Below are 15,817 nucleotides of genomic sequence, written 5' to 3'. Positions count from 1 at the left end.
ATAGGATGAATTGAATTCTATGTAACTTACTATAATGTAGAAGACTAAATAAGCCAGTTTTGAGCAAATAGAAGGAGTCAAAGAGATGACGTTATATTCCGTTCTAGTAGCAGATTGCGAATTACAAACAGTAGATTGTACAGGAATTACTGAAATCACTGTAAGAGAATTAAAAAAATTACATCCGATAACAGGGGATACGCCAGAACAGCCTTGGCACTCGATGGATGATGACGCAAGGCTTGTCTATGCGCCAGATGAATCAGCTTTCGGTCAATTGCATATTTTCGAATGGAATAATCCGCCCTATGATTTAGCGCTGTATAATGAAAAAAGTTATGTATATGGCATTGAGGGCAATTGGGGCCCGCAATTTTTAGATGATTTATTAAGCTATTTAAAGCAACATATCAAACCGGAGCAAAACGTGGACTTAATTAGGTTTTGGGCAGGAGAATATGACCGAACATTAAAAAGCCGTCGTATCCATATTGCTGAAATCGAAAGCCATCACCTTGAAACCTTACAGAACGAACAGTACATATGTGTCGCATTTGTGTAACTTAAAGCATGTGAAGTCTTTTTTCTAGAATAAAGTTAGGATTTTGGTATTTGAATTATGGCAGATTTCCGTGCTATGTTTTCATGCTGTATCAAGGAAATAAGATTTATAAAGGGGCTGTATATCAAATGACTATACAAATCAAAAAGTGCAAGCTTGAAGATGTACATGTACTCCGAGAAAAAAGTATTGAAACGTTTCAGGATACATATAGCAAACAAAATAAGCCTGAAAATATGCTAGCCTATTTGGATAGAGCATTTCCCCTCAACAATTGGAGCGGGAACTAGTGAATCGTGGTTCCCAATTTTATTTCATTTATTTCGATGAAGACGCTGCGGGCTATTTAAAAGTAAATACAAATCACTAAATTGGAAAGGCGGACGATTATGTATATTCCTAAATACTATAAAGTGACAGATGTTCATGAAATTGAAGCGTTTATTCAAATGAACTCTTTTGCTACACTTGTCACAACAAAACAAGGCACACCAATTGCCACTCACTTACCGTTAATGTTACATAAAAAAGGCGAGGACACGTATCTTACTGGCCATATGGCATATGGAAACCCACAGTGGAGAACATTTGCATCTTGTGGGGATGTGCTCGTGATGTTTCATGGGCCGCATGCGTATATTTCTTCTTCTTGGTATTCGCACGAAAATGTGCCAACGTGGAATTATCAGGCGGTCCATATTTATGGCACAGTATCACTTTTAGATAAAGATGAATTAAGCGAAGATTTAACGTGGCTGTTAGAAAAATATGAGAAGCATAGAGAGCAACCTGTTTTATGGGAAAACCTTTCACCAGAGCTATTAGAAAAAGAAATGAAAGGTATTGTTGGATTTAAAATAAAGATTAGCGATATACAGGCTGCCTATAAATTAAGTCAAAACCGTAATGATGCAGACTATGGAAATATTATTGCACAATTGAATAATGAAGCAACACCAAATTCAAAACAAATAGCAGAGCAAATGGCAAAGCAATGTAAAAAATAACGAGAGGCATCTTTTTTATTGCGCTAGATGGACATGCAAAGCATGATTGTTTAACCATATTTTAATAAATGTTATGATGAACTAATAACTGTGAAAAAGGGGATTGTTTTAATGGAAAATTTACTCTCAATAGAGCAATTTGAAAACTTAAAAAAAGGTGAACGTACAATATTTGTTTTTTCAGCAGACTGGTGTGGAGATTGTCGATTTATTGATCCGATTATGCCGACAATTGAAAAAAACTACAGCAATTATCATTTTGTGAAAATTGACCGCGATGATTTCATCGATTTATGTGTTGCATTAGATGTATTTGGTATTCCAAGTTTTCTAGCTTATGATAAAGGCAATGAAGTTGGCCGCTTTGTTAGTAAGGACCGTAAAACACAACAAGAGATTGAAGCTTTTTTAGATGGATTAACTTTATCGTAAGACTTGCCTAAGCTATAGGGGACGCTATCTCCTATAGCTTTTTATTTGCCTGCTTTCAAGCTGTTACATAAGCAATACAACGTTCCACATACGCTAGTACCTCTGCTGAAATCGGGTATAATCCTGTTTTCTCTGTAGGGAGTTTTCGAACCTCCCAAAATTGATCCATTAAATCCGTGTCGCCTTGAAACGTATCGTTTGATAATTCGATTATTTTGGAACCAATTTGAAAGCCTTCGTCCGATTCAGCTTGAATATTGTTTTTGATACACCATTCAATTTGTCGTAGTAATCCAATATATTGCTGTGTCATTATGTCATTGCTACTGAGGTTTGGAATAGTTTGTTGTAAAAATGTTTGTTCATGCTCTTGGAAATAGTCCACCCATTTTTTAGAGGTGCTTTGAGAACGTTGAACGAGTTCCGTCACATGTTCCCACGATAATGATTCTTCTAAATCCATCATATTAATCAATGATGTCGTATGAGAGATACTTGTTTGCAGTTCAGCAAGTCGTTCTTGTAAGTAATTGTGATGTGAAATTAAAATTTGTTTATAGGAAAGTTTATCTAATAAATCACGAATTTTATCGAGTGGAAGTGACAGCGTTTTTAGAATGATGATTTTCTCTAATTTAAACAAGTCTTCTTCTGAATAGTATCGTCGTCCATAATCATCTTTAAAACTTGGTGTAAGCAGATTAATTTGATCGTAATACCGAAGTGTGCGAATGGAAATATTTCGCTGTTTCGCTACCTCTCCAGTCGTCCATTGTTTCATTTTCATTCCTCCTGAAAAAAAGATTGCAGGTGACGTTACGTCATCTCATACACTTAGATTACATCATATAAAGGAAGAAGGATAGAGAATGGAAACGAAACAAATGAACTGGAAAAATCAAGATAATTGGGGATGGAGAGAATTTATTTTATTATTGCTAGTAGAGTTTGTTGTTGTCATCGGCATTATTAAATGGCTAGTGAAACCAATGTATGCTCACTTGTTTCGTAATGAGCTATATGCTGGAACATTAACAGGGTTCACGATTGCAATTACGCTTGTTTTTGGTGTTTATTTTATAGCGCTACGTCCTAAAAAGCTTTCATGGCGTGAAGTAGGAATAACATCAATTTCGTTAAAGCAATGGAAAACGATACTATGCTATTCGGTTCTGTTAATGATTGGCGCCTTACTAATCGTTGTGCTAACAAGTTATATTGGGTTTTCGGTGGAAAATAGCAAAACACAGGCCATACAGCAGAACGTAACCTTCTTTACGGTACTAATAGCCTTTCTCTCTGCGGCTGTTATTTCACCAATATACGAAGAGATTTTTTATCGAGGTTTTTTATATCGCTGGTTACGTACACGCTTAGGATTGGTCGGTGCCATTATCCTTAGCTCATTTATTTTTACGATTGCTCATATCCCCACCTATAATGTCATGCCCGTCAACTTCTTTAGTGGCATTATTTTTGCTTTAGCATATGAACGCACGAATTCTATTTGGCCTTCCATTATCATTCACGGCTTAACGAATGGCATGATGGTTTTGCTGACAAGTTTGGGATGAATAGATGGTTAACATCGACAAAAAATCCAGGTCTCATTAAACTGAGAGCCTGGATCGGTCGATTGAATCATGATTTTGCTTGACGGTACCAGATAATCACAGGGATTAATAATAAAGATAATAGTCCACCGGTTAATGATAAAGTGGCGTAACTGGAATTCGCTACTATCATCCCCGAAAGTGCCCCTCCTGAAGCACCTGCCAATGCGATAAAAACATCAATTGTGCCTTGGATTTTAGCGCGTGTTGAAGGTTCTGTGGCATCAACAATTTGAGCAGTTCCGCTAATTAAGCCGAAATTCCATCCTATACCTAATAAAGAAAGAGCCACGATTAGCATAAACATAGAATCACTTGGTGCATAGGCCGCTATTAAACCTGCAAACAGTAAAATAACACCAGCAGCAATACTCATGGCTGTTCTACCAATCTTGTCAACAAGGATACCTGTGACAAGAGAAGGAAGATACATGGCACCAACATGGAAACCAATAACGATTCCTACAGCACCTAAACTATGTCCATGATGTTGCATATGGATGGGCGTCATTGTCATAATGGCTACCATAACGATTTGCGTAAGAATCATCACAACTGCGCCAACGATGATACCTTTTTTATTCATTAAAGGAGGCGCCTGATGAAGAGCTTCTCCAGATACAATTTGATGTTGGTGAGCTTCTATCGATTTTGCTAGCAGTAAAGGATCTGGACGAAGCATGATGAAAAGAACCAAACCTGCTAATATAAATGCAATGGCAGATAATAGAAATGGACCAGCTAATGAAGGAATACCGATAGAAAGCGCAAATTTGCCCATGACATCCACTAAATTTGGTCCTGCTACGGCCCCGAATGTGGTCATAACCATCGTAGTACTAATGGCCGTTGCGCGTTGTTTGTTATTTGCTAAGTCTGTACCGGCATATCGAGCCTGTAAATTTGTTGCTGTGCCTGCACCATAAACAAGTAAGGAAGCAAATAGTAAAAAAACACTGTTAATTAATGCTGCGATAACAACGCCAATAGCGCCAAGACCACCAGTGATAAAACCAGTTGAGAGCCCTATACGGCGACCATAGCGTTGCGAAAGTCTTCCCACTATAAAAGCGGCCCCTGCTGAACCTAATGTAAATAGGGCAGAGGGTAATCCGGCAAATGCGTCCGTGCCAAGCATTTGTTGGGCTAAGAGAGCGCCTACCGTGATACCAGCAGCAAGACCTGCTCCACCGAAAATTTGCGATAAACTAACTACAATTAAAACCCTTTTATACATTTTTTTCAGCTTTTCGGGAGAATTTACATACTGCCCGATTGAATGATTTACACTAGCCAATTATATGAAACACCATCTTTCTAACTATATGATTAACAAAAACTTTTAGCTCATTTACCAAGCTTACCATACTCCTGCAATTGTAGATATATGCCAATTTGCAGTGAAAAATTTTGTTTATTACATAGAACATTGCTTGTAATTTTAAAAAAACTCCTAACGAATAAAGCTTCGTTAGGAGGTGCAAATGATTTTCCTTCTATTGATTATGATCGTACCAGGGATTTAGGTGAATCAGAACTTCTTCTACATTCGGATGTTTCTCCATTATCGTTTTCTTGATTTTACGAATAATATCATGTCCTTCTTGGATTGTTAAATCAGCAGGTACCCCCACACGCAAATCGACTAATACATAGTGCCCATGTTCTCTCGCTCGTAGACGATCTATTCGTTTTACTTCAGGAATAGTGAGGATTAACGTTTTGAAACTAGCTAGTGTATCAGGACTTACGCTTTTCTCCATAAGTGTGTCGATAGCTTCTAATAACATCCCATAGGCAAGCTTGAAAACTAAAATGGTCACAATGATACCTGCAATGGGATCACCATATGTAAGGATATGAATATGATAATTTTCCCCAACAAGTGCAAGCCCGATTCCTAATACGGCTGCTAATGAAGCATATACATCAGCAAGATGATCATAAGCAGTGGCAATTAAGCCTTTACTATTTGTTCTTTTGCCAATTTTTATCGTATATACGTATAAAAGGAGCTTCCAAACAAGTGATATGATAGCCGTAATAAAGGCAATTAAACTTGCTTTTTCAGGTTCCTGAAAGAATGCTGTAACGGATTCATAAGCAATATAAAGAGCTGCCATTATTAATATAATTCCTACAATGGCGGAACTAATTACTTCTGCTTTTCCGTGTCCGTATGGATGATCTTCGTCGGCAGGACGTTTAGAAATACGCATAGATGTTAAAGCGGCACCGCTTGCTATTACATCACCTGCATTATGATAGCCATCAGCTAAAAGAACGGGGCTGTGGAAGATAGTACCAACTGCTATTTTTAAAATAGTTAAAACGATGTTGCTTATTAAACTAATCCATCCAGCAACGATTGTAGTATTGGAATTTGTGCTTTGATTCATAAATGTATACCTCCAATAAAATTCTTTCCTAAAAGCAACAAAAACCTTTGACTCGTTTTAAGTCAAAGGTTTTGATTAAAAAAATATAGGTTTTGTAAACTTGAAATGTGTATCATCTTTCTCACTCCAATATAAGCGTTCATTGAGTGTAACATATTCTATTCATCGGTTCAATCATGGTTTGTCCAACTTTTTTTCTTAAAAACAATGGGGATATTTATTGTTCAGTGGTACTATTTAATAATATAGGTAATAAAAGTTAAAAAATGTATAACGTATTAAACAAGAAAGGACGTAGACTTATAAAACAAATTATAGCACTTGGGGGCGGTGGCTTTTCTATGGAGCCAGAAAATCCTTTGCTGGATCAATATATTCTTCAGCAATCTATGAAAAAAAATCCGAAAATTTGCTTTCTTGCAACAGCAAGTGGAGATTCAGAAAATTACATTTGTCGATTTTATCAATTCTTTGAAAAACAGGATTGTCAGCCTTCGCACTTATCATTATTTAACCCACCTACAAGAAATATAGAAAGCTTCTTACTGGACAAAGATATTATTTATGTTGGTGGGGGGAATACAAAGAATTTATTAGTGCTATGGAAAGAATGGGGATTGGATACTATTTTGAAAAAAGCGTGGGAGCAAGGAATAATACTCGCTGGTATTAGCGCGGGCTCCATTTGCTGGTTCGAGGAAGGGGTGACAGATTCTTATGGGGATGGATTGGAACCTTTACAGTGTTTAGGTTTCCTAGAAGGGAGTAATTGTCCCCATTATGATGGAGAATCGGATAGAAGACCTTCGTATCAACAGCTTATTACTAATAAAAAAATTAAACCCGGTTTTGCAACGGATGACGGTGTTGCCATCCATTTCATTGATCAGGAAATCCATACTATTGTAAGTTCAAGACCTAATGCCAAAGCGTATAAAGTATATGATGATGATGATAAAGTTATAGAGAAAGAGCTTGCAACAAAATTTCTAGGTTTTAATTAGTAGTGATGGAATGGCAAATTCCTTTCAAAAACACAAAACCCCGAATAGTTCCGCTTTTCTTGAAAGGTTCTTTGCTCGGGGTTAGTGTTATAAGCGGGCTCCTAACTTAATGGTCCGAAGCCGAAGCTTACTTTCGCTGACACAACATGCCTTTCCTTAGTTGGTATGTGCGATGGCGCTGATTTCAATTAATTGTTCTGGTGATGCCAAGTAAGTCACGCCGATAAGGCTACCGGCTGGTCGATGTTGCCCAACGTAGTCCTTGAATAGTCGAAGGACTGGTTCAGTATGTGCTTCCGCATTTGTTAAATAGATTTCCATATAAGCAAGGTTAGATCTTGTTGCACCGAATTTTTCCAAAACGCCATCTAGATTTTTAAGCGTTTGCTGTGCTTGTGCTTCGATATCGCCATCGCCAACGAATGTACCCTCCGTATCATGGGAAAACTGCCCCGAAATGTAGATAGTGCCGTTGACACTGTAGCCCTGTGAAATACCGTGATCCCAAAGATCGTGATTATAAATTGTAATATTCTTCATTTTTTTCTCTCCTTTACTTTAAAGTAATGTCAGTATAAAATGAACGCGAACAAAAAAATAGTACGCACTTTTTTGAAAGGTACTATCAGAAAGGATAGTGTAAATATGGGTTTGGCTGATTACAAAGACACGGGGACTATCCAAGAAACCCCGTTTGGCTATACATTATCAGTAATTGGTGGTAAATGGAAAATGCTAATTATTTATATTTTGGCGGAACATCAAACGGTTCGGTTTAATGATTTGAAACGCAAAATAGGTGCAATTACCTTTAAAACATTAAGTGCACAACTGAAAGAATTAGAAGCAGATGGAATAGTCAGTCGAAAAGAGTATCCGCAGATTCCACCTAAAGTGGAGTACAGTCTTACAACTAAAGCGGAAACGTTATTGCCTGTTTTGGAACAGTTATGTGAGTGGGGAGAAAAAAACAATACGCATTAATGTCTTGCTGTAAAGCGTACCTCACAAATTAAATGAAATGAGCGATGAATGGATGCAGGAGCTACAGTTAATTTGCCATTTCTGTTGCAGAGATTGATTGAAAGCTTCAATCATCTCTTTTTTTCTTTTTCTTAGTATCAATAATTTTAAATAGAAACAACAATAGACTACAAGAAAAAACAATAGACAGTACACCTTTAACCGCCCGCATGACAAAAGTATCAATAGGGAAATCGAATAAAATATACCCCAAACAATATATCCACGATACAATTATCAACAATTGAAATACTATTTTCTTCATGACATATTCTCCCTTAAAAGTAATGCTTTTTTTACTAGCTAAAAAATTTTATCTACAAGAATCGTAACATAGTAAGGTGCAGGTGGACACAAATGTAGGATTAGATAAATTTTATTGCACAGGATTAAGGTGTATGTCTGTTTCTAACTTGAAGGTTTCTACAATGATGACTAATGGTCACTTGCTAGTAAAGAATAAGAAAAAGCACGGGAAATTAATGTTTCTAAATGATTTCTCGTACTTTTTACACGATTTTATCCAGTTTTATTATTAAAACAAAGATAAGTTTTAAAAGAAAATATATTAACCTATCGCTTTTTTATTTCAAAAATTAATAAAACAAGAGCGGCAGATACAGATATCACGCTAAGGATTAATCCGAAATTAAACATTGTGGTATAAATAAAGATATATAACCCAATTGCTTGTAATGCAGCAATTATTAAACCAATTATTAATCCTTTATAATGACTTTTTCTAATAGCTAAAAATAGTTGGATAGTAGTAAAGTTCGCTACAAGTAGAATTGTAAATGCAATCAGATAATCAAGTGAGAAAATTGAAGTACCTTCTGTTGTTGTGAACAACGAAAAAGAAGCAATTTGAATTGCGGATAAATTAACTACAGTGAAGATAAGTGACCAAATTATATATTGAATAGGTTTATTCATGTGTATGTTCTCCTTTTAATATGAATCAATATTCGCTCCAAAGCTTGAAGCTCGAACGAACGGTTCTTTTGCAAGTTTAGATAATGTTGTTGCATTCCCAACAACTACAGCTCCAATTATGTTAATTTTACTTTTATCTAACTCTTTATTTGTGGTGATTGAGTCTAAAATAACCTGCATATCTGTTTTATATGCTCTATTATTTTCTATTAAATATTGGATAGAGTTTACAAATTCTTTAGTGGGATTGCTGTATTTTTCTCCTGTATTGGAAAAAGTTTTTATTCCAATAACTTCATCTTCCTTAAATACGTATCCAGAAATTTTAGTATCTGTTTGAACAGAACTTTGCATGTTTGAAATTTCTTCATTACTAAATGTATCTAGCCAATACCATTGTATTGTTAACCCTTTTGGGATCATGGCATTTATCTCAGATATTGTGTAGTCTTTATCAAAAGAAATGCCCAATTCAAATAATTTGTCGTCTAACGTTTTATTTTGTAACAAATCGTCATGTGCTACATTCTCATAGTCAATTTTAGGATGGTAAAAGTTCATGACATTTTGTCCATAGTAGGTAAACGTTTTATTTGGAGCAGATTCAATATACGTTTCATGTGGTGTTGTATCTAATGTGATTAGTTTTTTAAATACAGGGTGACCATTTAACAGTTTATATTGAGTTGATGTAGCAGTTGATCCTATTAATGCAATATCTGTATTCCAAGGGCTTAAATATGAGTTTGCACCGTATACTTGATAATAAGCATCTTTCGCTAAAATCTCCTTGTTTAACAAAAAAGGAGTTATCTGTAGTTTTAAAATTATTAAAAATGTTATTCCAATAATGGATACAAGTCCACTTATTAATGTTATTCGTATATAACTATGTCGTTTAGCCTTTTTAATTATATTTTTTTCATTATTAAATTCAAAAATATCCTCTGAAATTTCATCTTCTTCCATAGGATTCACTCCATTCTTTTTTAAATTGGTTGCGGGCTCGATAAAGTGTCGTACGTACGGTATCAACCTTCATATTTAAAAGATTGGCTATTTGTTCATAGGTTAAGTCCATTTCGTATTTCAGTAATAGCAAATTTGCATGAAGAGGTTTAAGTCGTTCTAGAATTGCCTGAATATCATCTCTATTTTCTTTATTGATAATAAATACTTCACCATATTCTACATTTGCAAAAAGATTTTCAATAAATTCATCGTTTACTTCTACTTTAGGGTGCCGTTTTTGTTTTCGACATAAGTCATAATAGTTGTGAATAGCAACTTTAAATAGCCAAGAAGAAGGGTTTTCAGTTTCTAAATGAATCATTTTAGAAATAGCCTTATAAAATGTGTTTTGAACTATGTCTTCAGCATCCTCTCGTGTACATCCGATTTTTAATAAATATCGATAAATCAAATGAAACTTTAATTTATACAACTCTTCTAAAGTTTGAACTGTCATGTGGCCCACCTGTTCTTTTGTGTTAACATTTGTATAACGAATAAGTATTAAAAAAGTATACATATTTTAAAATAATTTTTTAAAAAATTTTTAGGAAACTCTTTATGAACTAATAGTTTTAGAAGTTAAGCCTGAATATCCGAGTGATATTGAGCCTGACTTTTCTATCGGCGTTTTAACTCTAACTCATCTATAAATAAGGATTCCGAAGTATTTAATAAATATACATTAACCTGCAAATTACAAGCTGCTTGTCAGAAGAGAGACTAATATTTAATTCAAATACTAGTTTCAAAAATATATTGTATTTCGATAAAAATATATTGAATTATGAAATATAATCGGTTATTCTTTAGACAGTTGATAGGTGGTGGGTTATAAAACAGAAGGAACTAGCCAAGTGGTTAGAACTTACTATTGTTTTCTGTTGGTTATTTGGTTTATTGCTCTGTGCTGTATTAGAAAAAATATGTAAAATATTTGACTGTCAGAGGCATTCTATCTATCATGCAAATCATTAATTTCTATCAAAAAACGCAAGACGTAGTAAAAAAGTATTTCTATAATGGGCTACCAACCATAAAATATAGAACCAGCCACTCATTTAAAAGGGAGTGGCTGGTATTTTTGTCTAAATCGTCTACAAAATGATATTTTTTTGACAGCTCTAAACATTATTCAAAAAACATACTTGAATGGACGAGCGAAACTGCTAGATAAAGGAGTGTATAGCAGAGCCATTGAGCGGCATAATGATAGCAAGGTAAAATTCCACAATGGAACAGTGAGGGTCTCCAACTGCTCTATTGCTTCAGCTTAAAATATATAAAAATTAAAGAATGGATGATGAATTTGTCACATTTTAATAATCATGGGCAACAAGATGGGAGTAAAAATAAAATAGCCTTGAAATGGACTTTCTTTCTTATAGCGGGGTTTATGATTGTCGAAGTGATCGGTGGCATCATGACAAACAGTTTAGCGCTATTATCAGATGCAGGCCATATGTTAAGTGACGCAGCAGCGTTAGGGTTAAGCTATATTGCTGTATCCATTGGTCAAAAAGCCGTAACAAATCGAAAAACGTATGGCTATCGTCGGTTTGAAATATTTGCCGCTTTTATAAATGGTCTTACGTTAATTGCCATTTCGCTTTATATTTTTTATGAAGCTTTTCGCCGATTTTCAGAACCACCAGCCGTGGCAAGTACGGGTATGTTAATCGTTGCAACACTTGGTTTACTGGTCAACATTGGCGCAGCGTTTATCCTTAAACGAGGAGATAATGATAATCTCAATGTAAAAAGTGCTTTTTTGCATGTTTTAGGTGATATTCTCGGCTCTGTAGGAGCTATTACGGCAGCATTGCTTATTTTATTTTTTCAATGGAATTTAGCCGATCCTATTGCAAGTATGATTGTGGCGTTTCTTATCATTATTAGCGGCTATCGTGTTACGCGGGACTCCTTTAATATTTTGATGGAAAGTGCTCCAGAAAATTTGCCAACGGATGATGTTAAAGCGAAGTTAATGACTGTTGAGGAAGTCGAAGAGATTACCGATTTACATATTTGGTTAATTACAATGGATTTCCCATCTTTAACTTGTCAAGTAGTGGTGAATCAAGTAGCAGATGAACAAATTGTATTACGGAAAATACAAAATCTGTTACACGACGAATTTGCATTGCATCATATGACGATACAGATTGAAAAAAAGAACAATTAGAACGGAAATGTCATTACGTGATGGGGAATCTACATAATGCAATTTCCATGTAGATTATTCAAGAGGTCAAACTAATCAGCGTATACTTACTGAATGATAGCGTTTTTCAAATAACGATTGCACATTTTGTATCCGATCCTCCTTATTGTAAGCCGTATTTGCACTTCTATGCGTTTGTGTAGAATACTTGCTGTTGGTTGAATGCATCAACTGTTGTTTCACCCGATGCTGAGAACATCTTAATGGACAATAGCGTAATCCACTTCTTTAGTGAATAGTGTTTGAATTGCCTTAAAAGTTACATCCACAACTAAAATTAGGGGTTTTCCTTTAAAACAATCATTGTTTAGGGGAAAACCCCTATATTTTTTACATATAGATTTCACTATGATGAGAGTGTAAGTTTCAAACACAAAATGCAGAAAGAAGGAAGAAGCATGAAAAATTCTTTCAAAATTGTCATTGTTGGTGGGGGAACAGCTGGTATATCTGTTGCTGCCCGCTTATTACGAAAATCGCCAAGCCTCAATCATGAAGTGGCGATAATAGATCCAGCCTCAAAACATTATTATCAACCGTTATGGACGTTAGTTGGTGGAGGCGCTGCTAAAAAAGAAGATTCTGAACGTTCTATGGAATCTCTTATTCCAGAAGGTGCAGTATGGATCCAACAACCCGTACTTGAATTTAAACCTGAACAAAACGAAGTCATCCTAGGAGATCAAACATCTATTTCATATGATTACTTAGTTGTAGCAGCAGGGATTGAAATTAACTGGGGTGCCATTAAAGGCTTAAAAGAAGCACTTGGTACAAAATCTGTTTGCAGTAACTATTCATTTGAACATGTTGATTATACTTGGGAAACGATACGCAATTTAAAATCGGGTACCGCCTTATTTACACACCCAAATTCACCTGTAAAATGCGGTGGTGCGCCACAAAAAATAATGCATTTAGCAGAAGATTACTTCCGAAAAACAGGTGTTCGTCAAAATATGCAAGTTGTATTTGGTTCTGCCAATCCAGCCATTTTTGATGTACTGAAATACCGTGAAGCGTTAGAAAAAGTAGTGGAACGCAAACAAATTGATGCACGATTCAGACGTAACCTAATTGAGATTAAAGCGGATGAAAAAATCGCCATTTTTGAAAATCTAGATACTGGCGCAAAAGAGCAATTGAAATATGACATGATTCACGTCACACCTTATATGAATGCACCTAAATTTATTGCGAACAGCCCTTTAGCGGATGACAATGGTTGGGTAGATGTGGATATGTATACATTGCAACATAAGAAATATGCAAACGTTTTTGGCATTGGCGACTGTGCAAACTTGCCAACATCTAAAACGGGAGCAGCCATTCGCAAACAAGCACCTGTGGTAGCTGAAAATGTTGTGGCATGTATGCGCAATCAAACAATGGACAACACATATAACGGTTATTCGTCTTGTCCAATCGTGACAGGCTACAACAAGCTAATTTTAGCAGAGTTCGACTATAAAAAAGAGCCTGCTGAATCGATGCCATTTAACCAAGCGGTGGAACGTGCAAGCATGTATATGATGAAAAAAGATTTATTACCAATCATGTATTGGGATGGCATGTTAAAAGGAACGATGTAGAAAGGAGGCATGTGTGATGGAAACGAATCCGTTACTAGAGCAACTAAAGCAGCCGGATATTGAAGCAGCGCTCGTATCATTGCTACGTCAATTGCCAACATATGAAAAAAACTTACAAGCCATCGGGAATGTTGTAAGTTTTGGACAAGCGGTATTGCAAGATCAGCAATCCATTCAAAAATATGATGAACTTGTACGAAGCTATAACGTAAATCTCGAAACGGTGGAAGCATTAGTTGGCTTACTAGAAAAATTGCCGAAGCTTTTACAAATGATCAATCAGTTAGAGGATATAGTGGATTTTGTAACAGCTGTGTTAGCCGATCAGCAAACAATTGATTATGCGACAGCAAGTATTAAATCTTACACAGAACCGATTGTAGAAAAAGGAAAACAAGGATACTCGCTCGTCAAAGATATACAACAACAAGCAGAAGCAACAACTGAACCAATTAAACTCTTTACGATTATGAAGTGGTTAAAAGACCCGAGTGTTCAAAAGTCACTGAAATATGTACAAGCAACAATCCAAATTTTAAATAAACAATCCAATTAAAAGGAGAGAATTTTATGTTATTACGTTATTTCTATGATGAAAAATTAGCACATGCTTCTTACATGGTAGGTTGTCAACGAAAAGGCGAGGCAGTGATTGTGGATCCAATGCGCAACATTGAGCCATACATCCAAGTAGCTGAAAAGGAAAATATGAAAATCGTTGGAGCATTAGAAACGCATATCCATGCTGACTTTGTAGCAGGTTCTCGTGAATTAGCTGATCGTTTTGGTGCTACGATGTACATTTCCGATGAAGGCGATGAAAACTGGAAATATCAAAACTTAGATGGCATTCAACACGTACTATTAAAAGATGGTGACAAATTTGAACTTGGTAAACTTACTTTCGAAGTGATGCATACGCCAGGTCATACGCCAGAATCTATTTCATTCCTATTAACAGATGGTGCAGCAGCAGATAAACCAATTGGAATATTTACAGGTGACTTTGTATTTGCGGGGGATATTGGCCGACCAGACTTATTAGAAAAAGCAGCTGGTATTAAAGGGACTGCTGATGCAGGGGCAAAAGTGATGTATACATCTGTAGAGCGCTTTAAACAATTACCAGACTATTTACAAGTATGGCCAGCACACGGTGCAGGTAGCGCATGTGGGAAAGCACTTGGTGCAGTACCATCGACAACAGTAGGCTATGAAAAACAATTCAACTGGGCAATGCAATTCGACAACGAGCCAGACTTTGTGAAAGCTTTATTAGATGGTCAACCAGAACCACCTTATTACTTTGCAGTGATGAAATCAGTTAATAAAATTGGCATTGAGTTAATTAAAAATTTACCAGAGGTAAAAGCCATTACTACTGTTGAAGAAATTGAAGGCCTGATTGCAGCTGGTCAGCAAGTAGTAGATACGCGAGATGCTCAAGCCTTCTCACAAGGACATATTAAAGGAACGATGAACGTGCCATTTAATAACTCCTTCACAAACTGGATGGGCTGGATTGTTAACTACAAGGAACCGTTATATTTACTTGCTAACCCTGCTCAAATGCCAGACATGTTAATTGCACTTCGCTCAATCGGTATTGACCAAGTACTAGGTTATGCCGATGTAGAAGCGATGATTGAGCAAGCAAATGAACTAGATTCATATGAAAATATTACACCTTCTGAGGCAAAAGCGATGATGGACACAGAAGATGTAGCTGTATTAGATGTGCGTAATCTGACAGAATATAATGAAGAACATATTGAAGGTGCACAGCACATAATGGTTGGTACATTAAAAAATCGTTTAGACGAAGTACCAAATAAAAAACTCATTGTTCAATGTCAAGCAGGTGGTCGTTCAGCCATTGCAGCAAGTGTATTAAAAGCAAATGGCTTCCACAATTTAGTCAATATGACTGGCGGCTACGGTCAATGGGTGAAAGAAGTAAAATAAAGTAATTAGTGCAAAGAGTGCCTTCCATGTGAGGCACTCTTTTTGGAGG

17 protein-coding genes and 1 pseudogene are annotated in these 15,817 nt (G+C 36.0%); 11 read left to right on the top strand and 7 right to left on the bottom strand.

All coding sequences use genetic code 11. From position 1 onward, the window contains the following. Positions 1-85 precede the first annotated feature (85 nt). The 4 genes and pseudogenes from FC748_RS08340 (at position 86) to FC748_RS08330 (ending at position 2,001) form a co-directional block, all read left to right on the top strand. Positions 86-562 carry a hypothetical protein gene (locus FC748_RS08340; protein ID WP_108030563.1) on the top strand — a complete coding sequence of 159 codons (477 nt, stop codon included), beginning with the start codon at positions 86-88 and terminating at the stop codon, positions 560-562. A 128-nt stretch (positions 563-690) separates the two neighbouring features. Next, positions 691-926 (top strand): annotated as a pseudogene (locus FC748_RS22290) (GNAT family N-acetyltransferase); the annotation flags it as partial. Positions 927-951: 25 nt separating this feature from the next. Next, positions 952-1,569: an FMN-binding negative transcriptional regulator gene (locus FC748_RS08335; protein ID WP_108030564.1), complete on the top strand. Its 618-nt coding sequence runs from the start codon at positions 952-954 to the stop codon at positions 1,567-1,569. A 111-nt stretch (positions 1,570-1,680) separates the two neighbouring features. Further along, the gene (locus FC748_RS08330) at positions 1,681-2,001 is read left to right on the top strand and encodes a thioredoxin family protein (protein WP_024363551.1); all 321 of its coding nucleotides are present in this window, start codon (positions 1,681-1,683) and stop codon (positions 1,999-2,001) included. A gap of 55 nt (positions 2,002-2,056) precedes the next feature. Here FC748_RS08330 and FC748_RS08325 read toward each other — a convergent pair whose 3' ends face one another. Then, positions 2,057-2,782: a MerR family transcriptional regulator gene (locus FC748_RS08325; protein WP_024363552.1), complete on the bottom strand. Its 726-nt coding sequence runs from the start codon at positions 2,780-2,782 to the stop codon at positions 2,057-2,059. An 88-nt stretch (positions 2,783-2,870) separates the two neighbouring features. On the opposite strand from FC748_RS08325, the gene FC748_RS08320 reads away from it, so the two are divergent. Further along, the gene (locus tag FC748_RS08320) at positions 2,871-3,575 is read left to right on the top strand and encodes a CPBP family intramembrane glutamic endopeptidase (RefSeq protein WP_024363553.1); all 705 of its coding nucleotides are present in this window, start codon (positions 2,871-2,873) and stop codon (positions 3,573-3,575) included. Between the two features lie 67 nt (positions 3,576-3,642). Here FC748_RS08320 and FC748_RS08315 read toward each other — a convergent pair whose 3' ends face one another. Both FC748_RS08315 and FC748_RS08310 read right to left on the bottom strand, forming a co-directional pair. Further along, positions 3,643-4,851 (bottom strand): MFS transporter, encoded by a 1,209-nt coding sequence (locus tag FC748_RS08315; protein WP_108030597.1) that lies wholly within the window; start codon positions 4,849-4,851, stop codon positions 3,643-3,645. 259 nt (positions 4,852-5,110) lie between these two features. Then, on the bottom strand, positions 5,111-6,013 hold the full coding sequence (locus FC748_RS08310) for a cation diffusion facilitator family transporter (protein ID WP_024363555.1): 903 nt from the start codon (positions 6,011-6,013) through the stop codon (positions 5,111-5,113). Positions 6,014-6,315: 302 nt separating this feature from the next. Between FC748_RS08310 and FC748_RS08305 the strand changes: the two genes are divergently transcribed. Continuing rightward, a complete protein-coding gene (locus FC748_RS08305; protein ID WP_025219280.1) occupies positions 6,316-7,017 on the top strand; it encodes a Type 1 glutamine amidotransferase-like domain-containing protein in 702 nt (233 codons plus the stop codon). 156 nt (positions 7,018-7,173) lie between these two features. On the opposite strand, the gene FC748_RS08300 is transcribed toward FC748_RS08305, so the two are convergent. Next, positions 7,174-7,557 (bottom strand): RidA family protein, encoded by a 384-nt coding sequence (locus FC748_RS08300; RefSeq protein ID WP_025219281.1) that lies wholly within the window; start codon positions 7,555-7,557, stop codon positions 7,174-7,176. Between the two features lie 105 nt (positions 7,558-7,662). Here FC748_RS08300 and FC748_RS08295 point away from each other — a divergent pair, with 105 nt between their 5' ends. Beyond that, entirely contained in the window at positions 7,663-8,001 is a 339-nt protein-coding gene (locus tag FC748_RS08295) for a winged helix-turn-helix transcriptional regulator (protein WP_025219282.1), read from the top strand. Positions 8,002-8,613: 612 nt separating this feature from the next. On the opposite strand, the gene FC748_RS08290 is transcribed toward FC748_RS08295, so the two are convergent. The 3 genes from FC748_RS08290 to FC748_RS08280 are packed head-to-tail and all read right to left on the bottom strand — an operon-like array spanning position 8,614 to position 10,444. After that, positions 8,614-8,976, bottom strand: a complete 363-nt coding sequence (locus tag FC748_RS08290; RefSeq protein WP_025219284.1) for a hypothetical protein — start codon at positions 8,974-8,976, stop codon at positions 8,614-8,616. Between the two features lie 15 nt (positions 8,977-8,991). Beyond that, positions 8,992-9,945 (bottom strand): anti sigma factor C-terminal domain-containing protein, encoded by a 954-nt coding sequence (locus FC748_RS08285; RefSeq protein ID WP_025219285.1) that lies wholly within the window; start codon positions 9,943-9,945, stop codon positions 8,992-8,994. Next, positions 9,932-10,444: an RNA polymerase sigma factor gene (locus FC748_RS08280; protein WP_167492657.1), complete on the bottom strand. Its 513-nt coding sequence runs from the start codon at positions 10,442-10,444 to the stop codon at positions 9,932-9,934. Before FC748_RS08280 ends, FC748_RS08285 begins: the two co-directional genes overlap by 14 nt. Positions 10,445-11,290: 846 nt before the next feature. On the opposite strand from FC748_RS08280, the gene FC748_RS08275 reads away from it, so the two are divergent. The 4 genes from FC748_RS08275 (at position 11,291) to FC748_RS08260 (ending at position 15,768) form a co-directional block, all read left to right on the top strand. After that, positions 11,291-12,172, top strand: coding sequence for a cation diffusion facilitator family transporter (locus tag FC748_RS08275; protein WP_167492687.1), 882 nt, complete (start codon positions 11,291-11,293; stop codon positions 12,170-12,172). Between the two features lie 437 nt (positions 12,173-12,609). Beyond that, on the top strand, positions 12,610-13,803 hold the full coding sequence (locus FC748_RS08270; protein ID WP_105928913.1) for an NAD(P)/FAD-dependent oxidoreductase: 1,194 nt from the start codon (positions 12,610-12,612) through the stop codon (positions 13,801-13,803). A 16-nt stretch (positions 13,804-13,819) separates the two neighbouring features. Next, on the top strand, positions 13,820-14,359 hold the full coding sequence (locus FC748_RS08265) for a helical membrane plugin domain-containing protein (protein ID WP_024363562.1): 540 nt from the start codon (positions 13,820-13,822) through the stop codon (positions 14,357-14,359). 14 nt (positions 14,360-14,373) lie between these two features. Beyond that, positions 14,374-15,768: an MBL fold metallo-hydrolase gene (locus FC748_RS08260; protein ID WP_108030568.1), complete on the top strand. Its 1,395-nt coding sequence runs from the start codon at positions 14,374-14,376 to the stop codon at positions 15,766-15,768. Positions 15,769-15,817 lie beyond the last annotated feature (49 nt).

The organism is Lysinibacillus sphaericus, from assembly GCF_005217585.1.
Taxonomy (GTDB): domain Bacteria; phylum Bacillota; class Bacilli; order Bacillales_A; family Planococcaceae; genus Lysinibacillus; species Lysinibacillus sphaericus.
The sequence above is the reverse complement of the archived record's forward strand: the minus strand, read 5'-3'. Positions and strand labels throughout refer to the sequence as shown.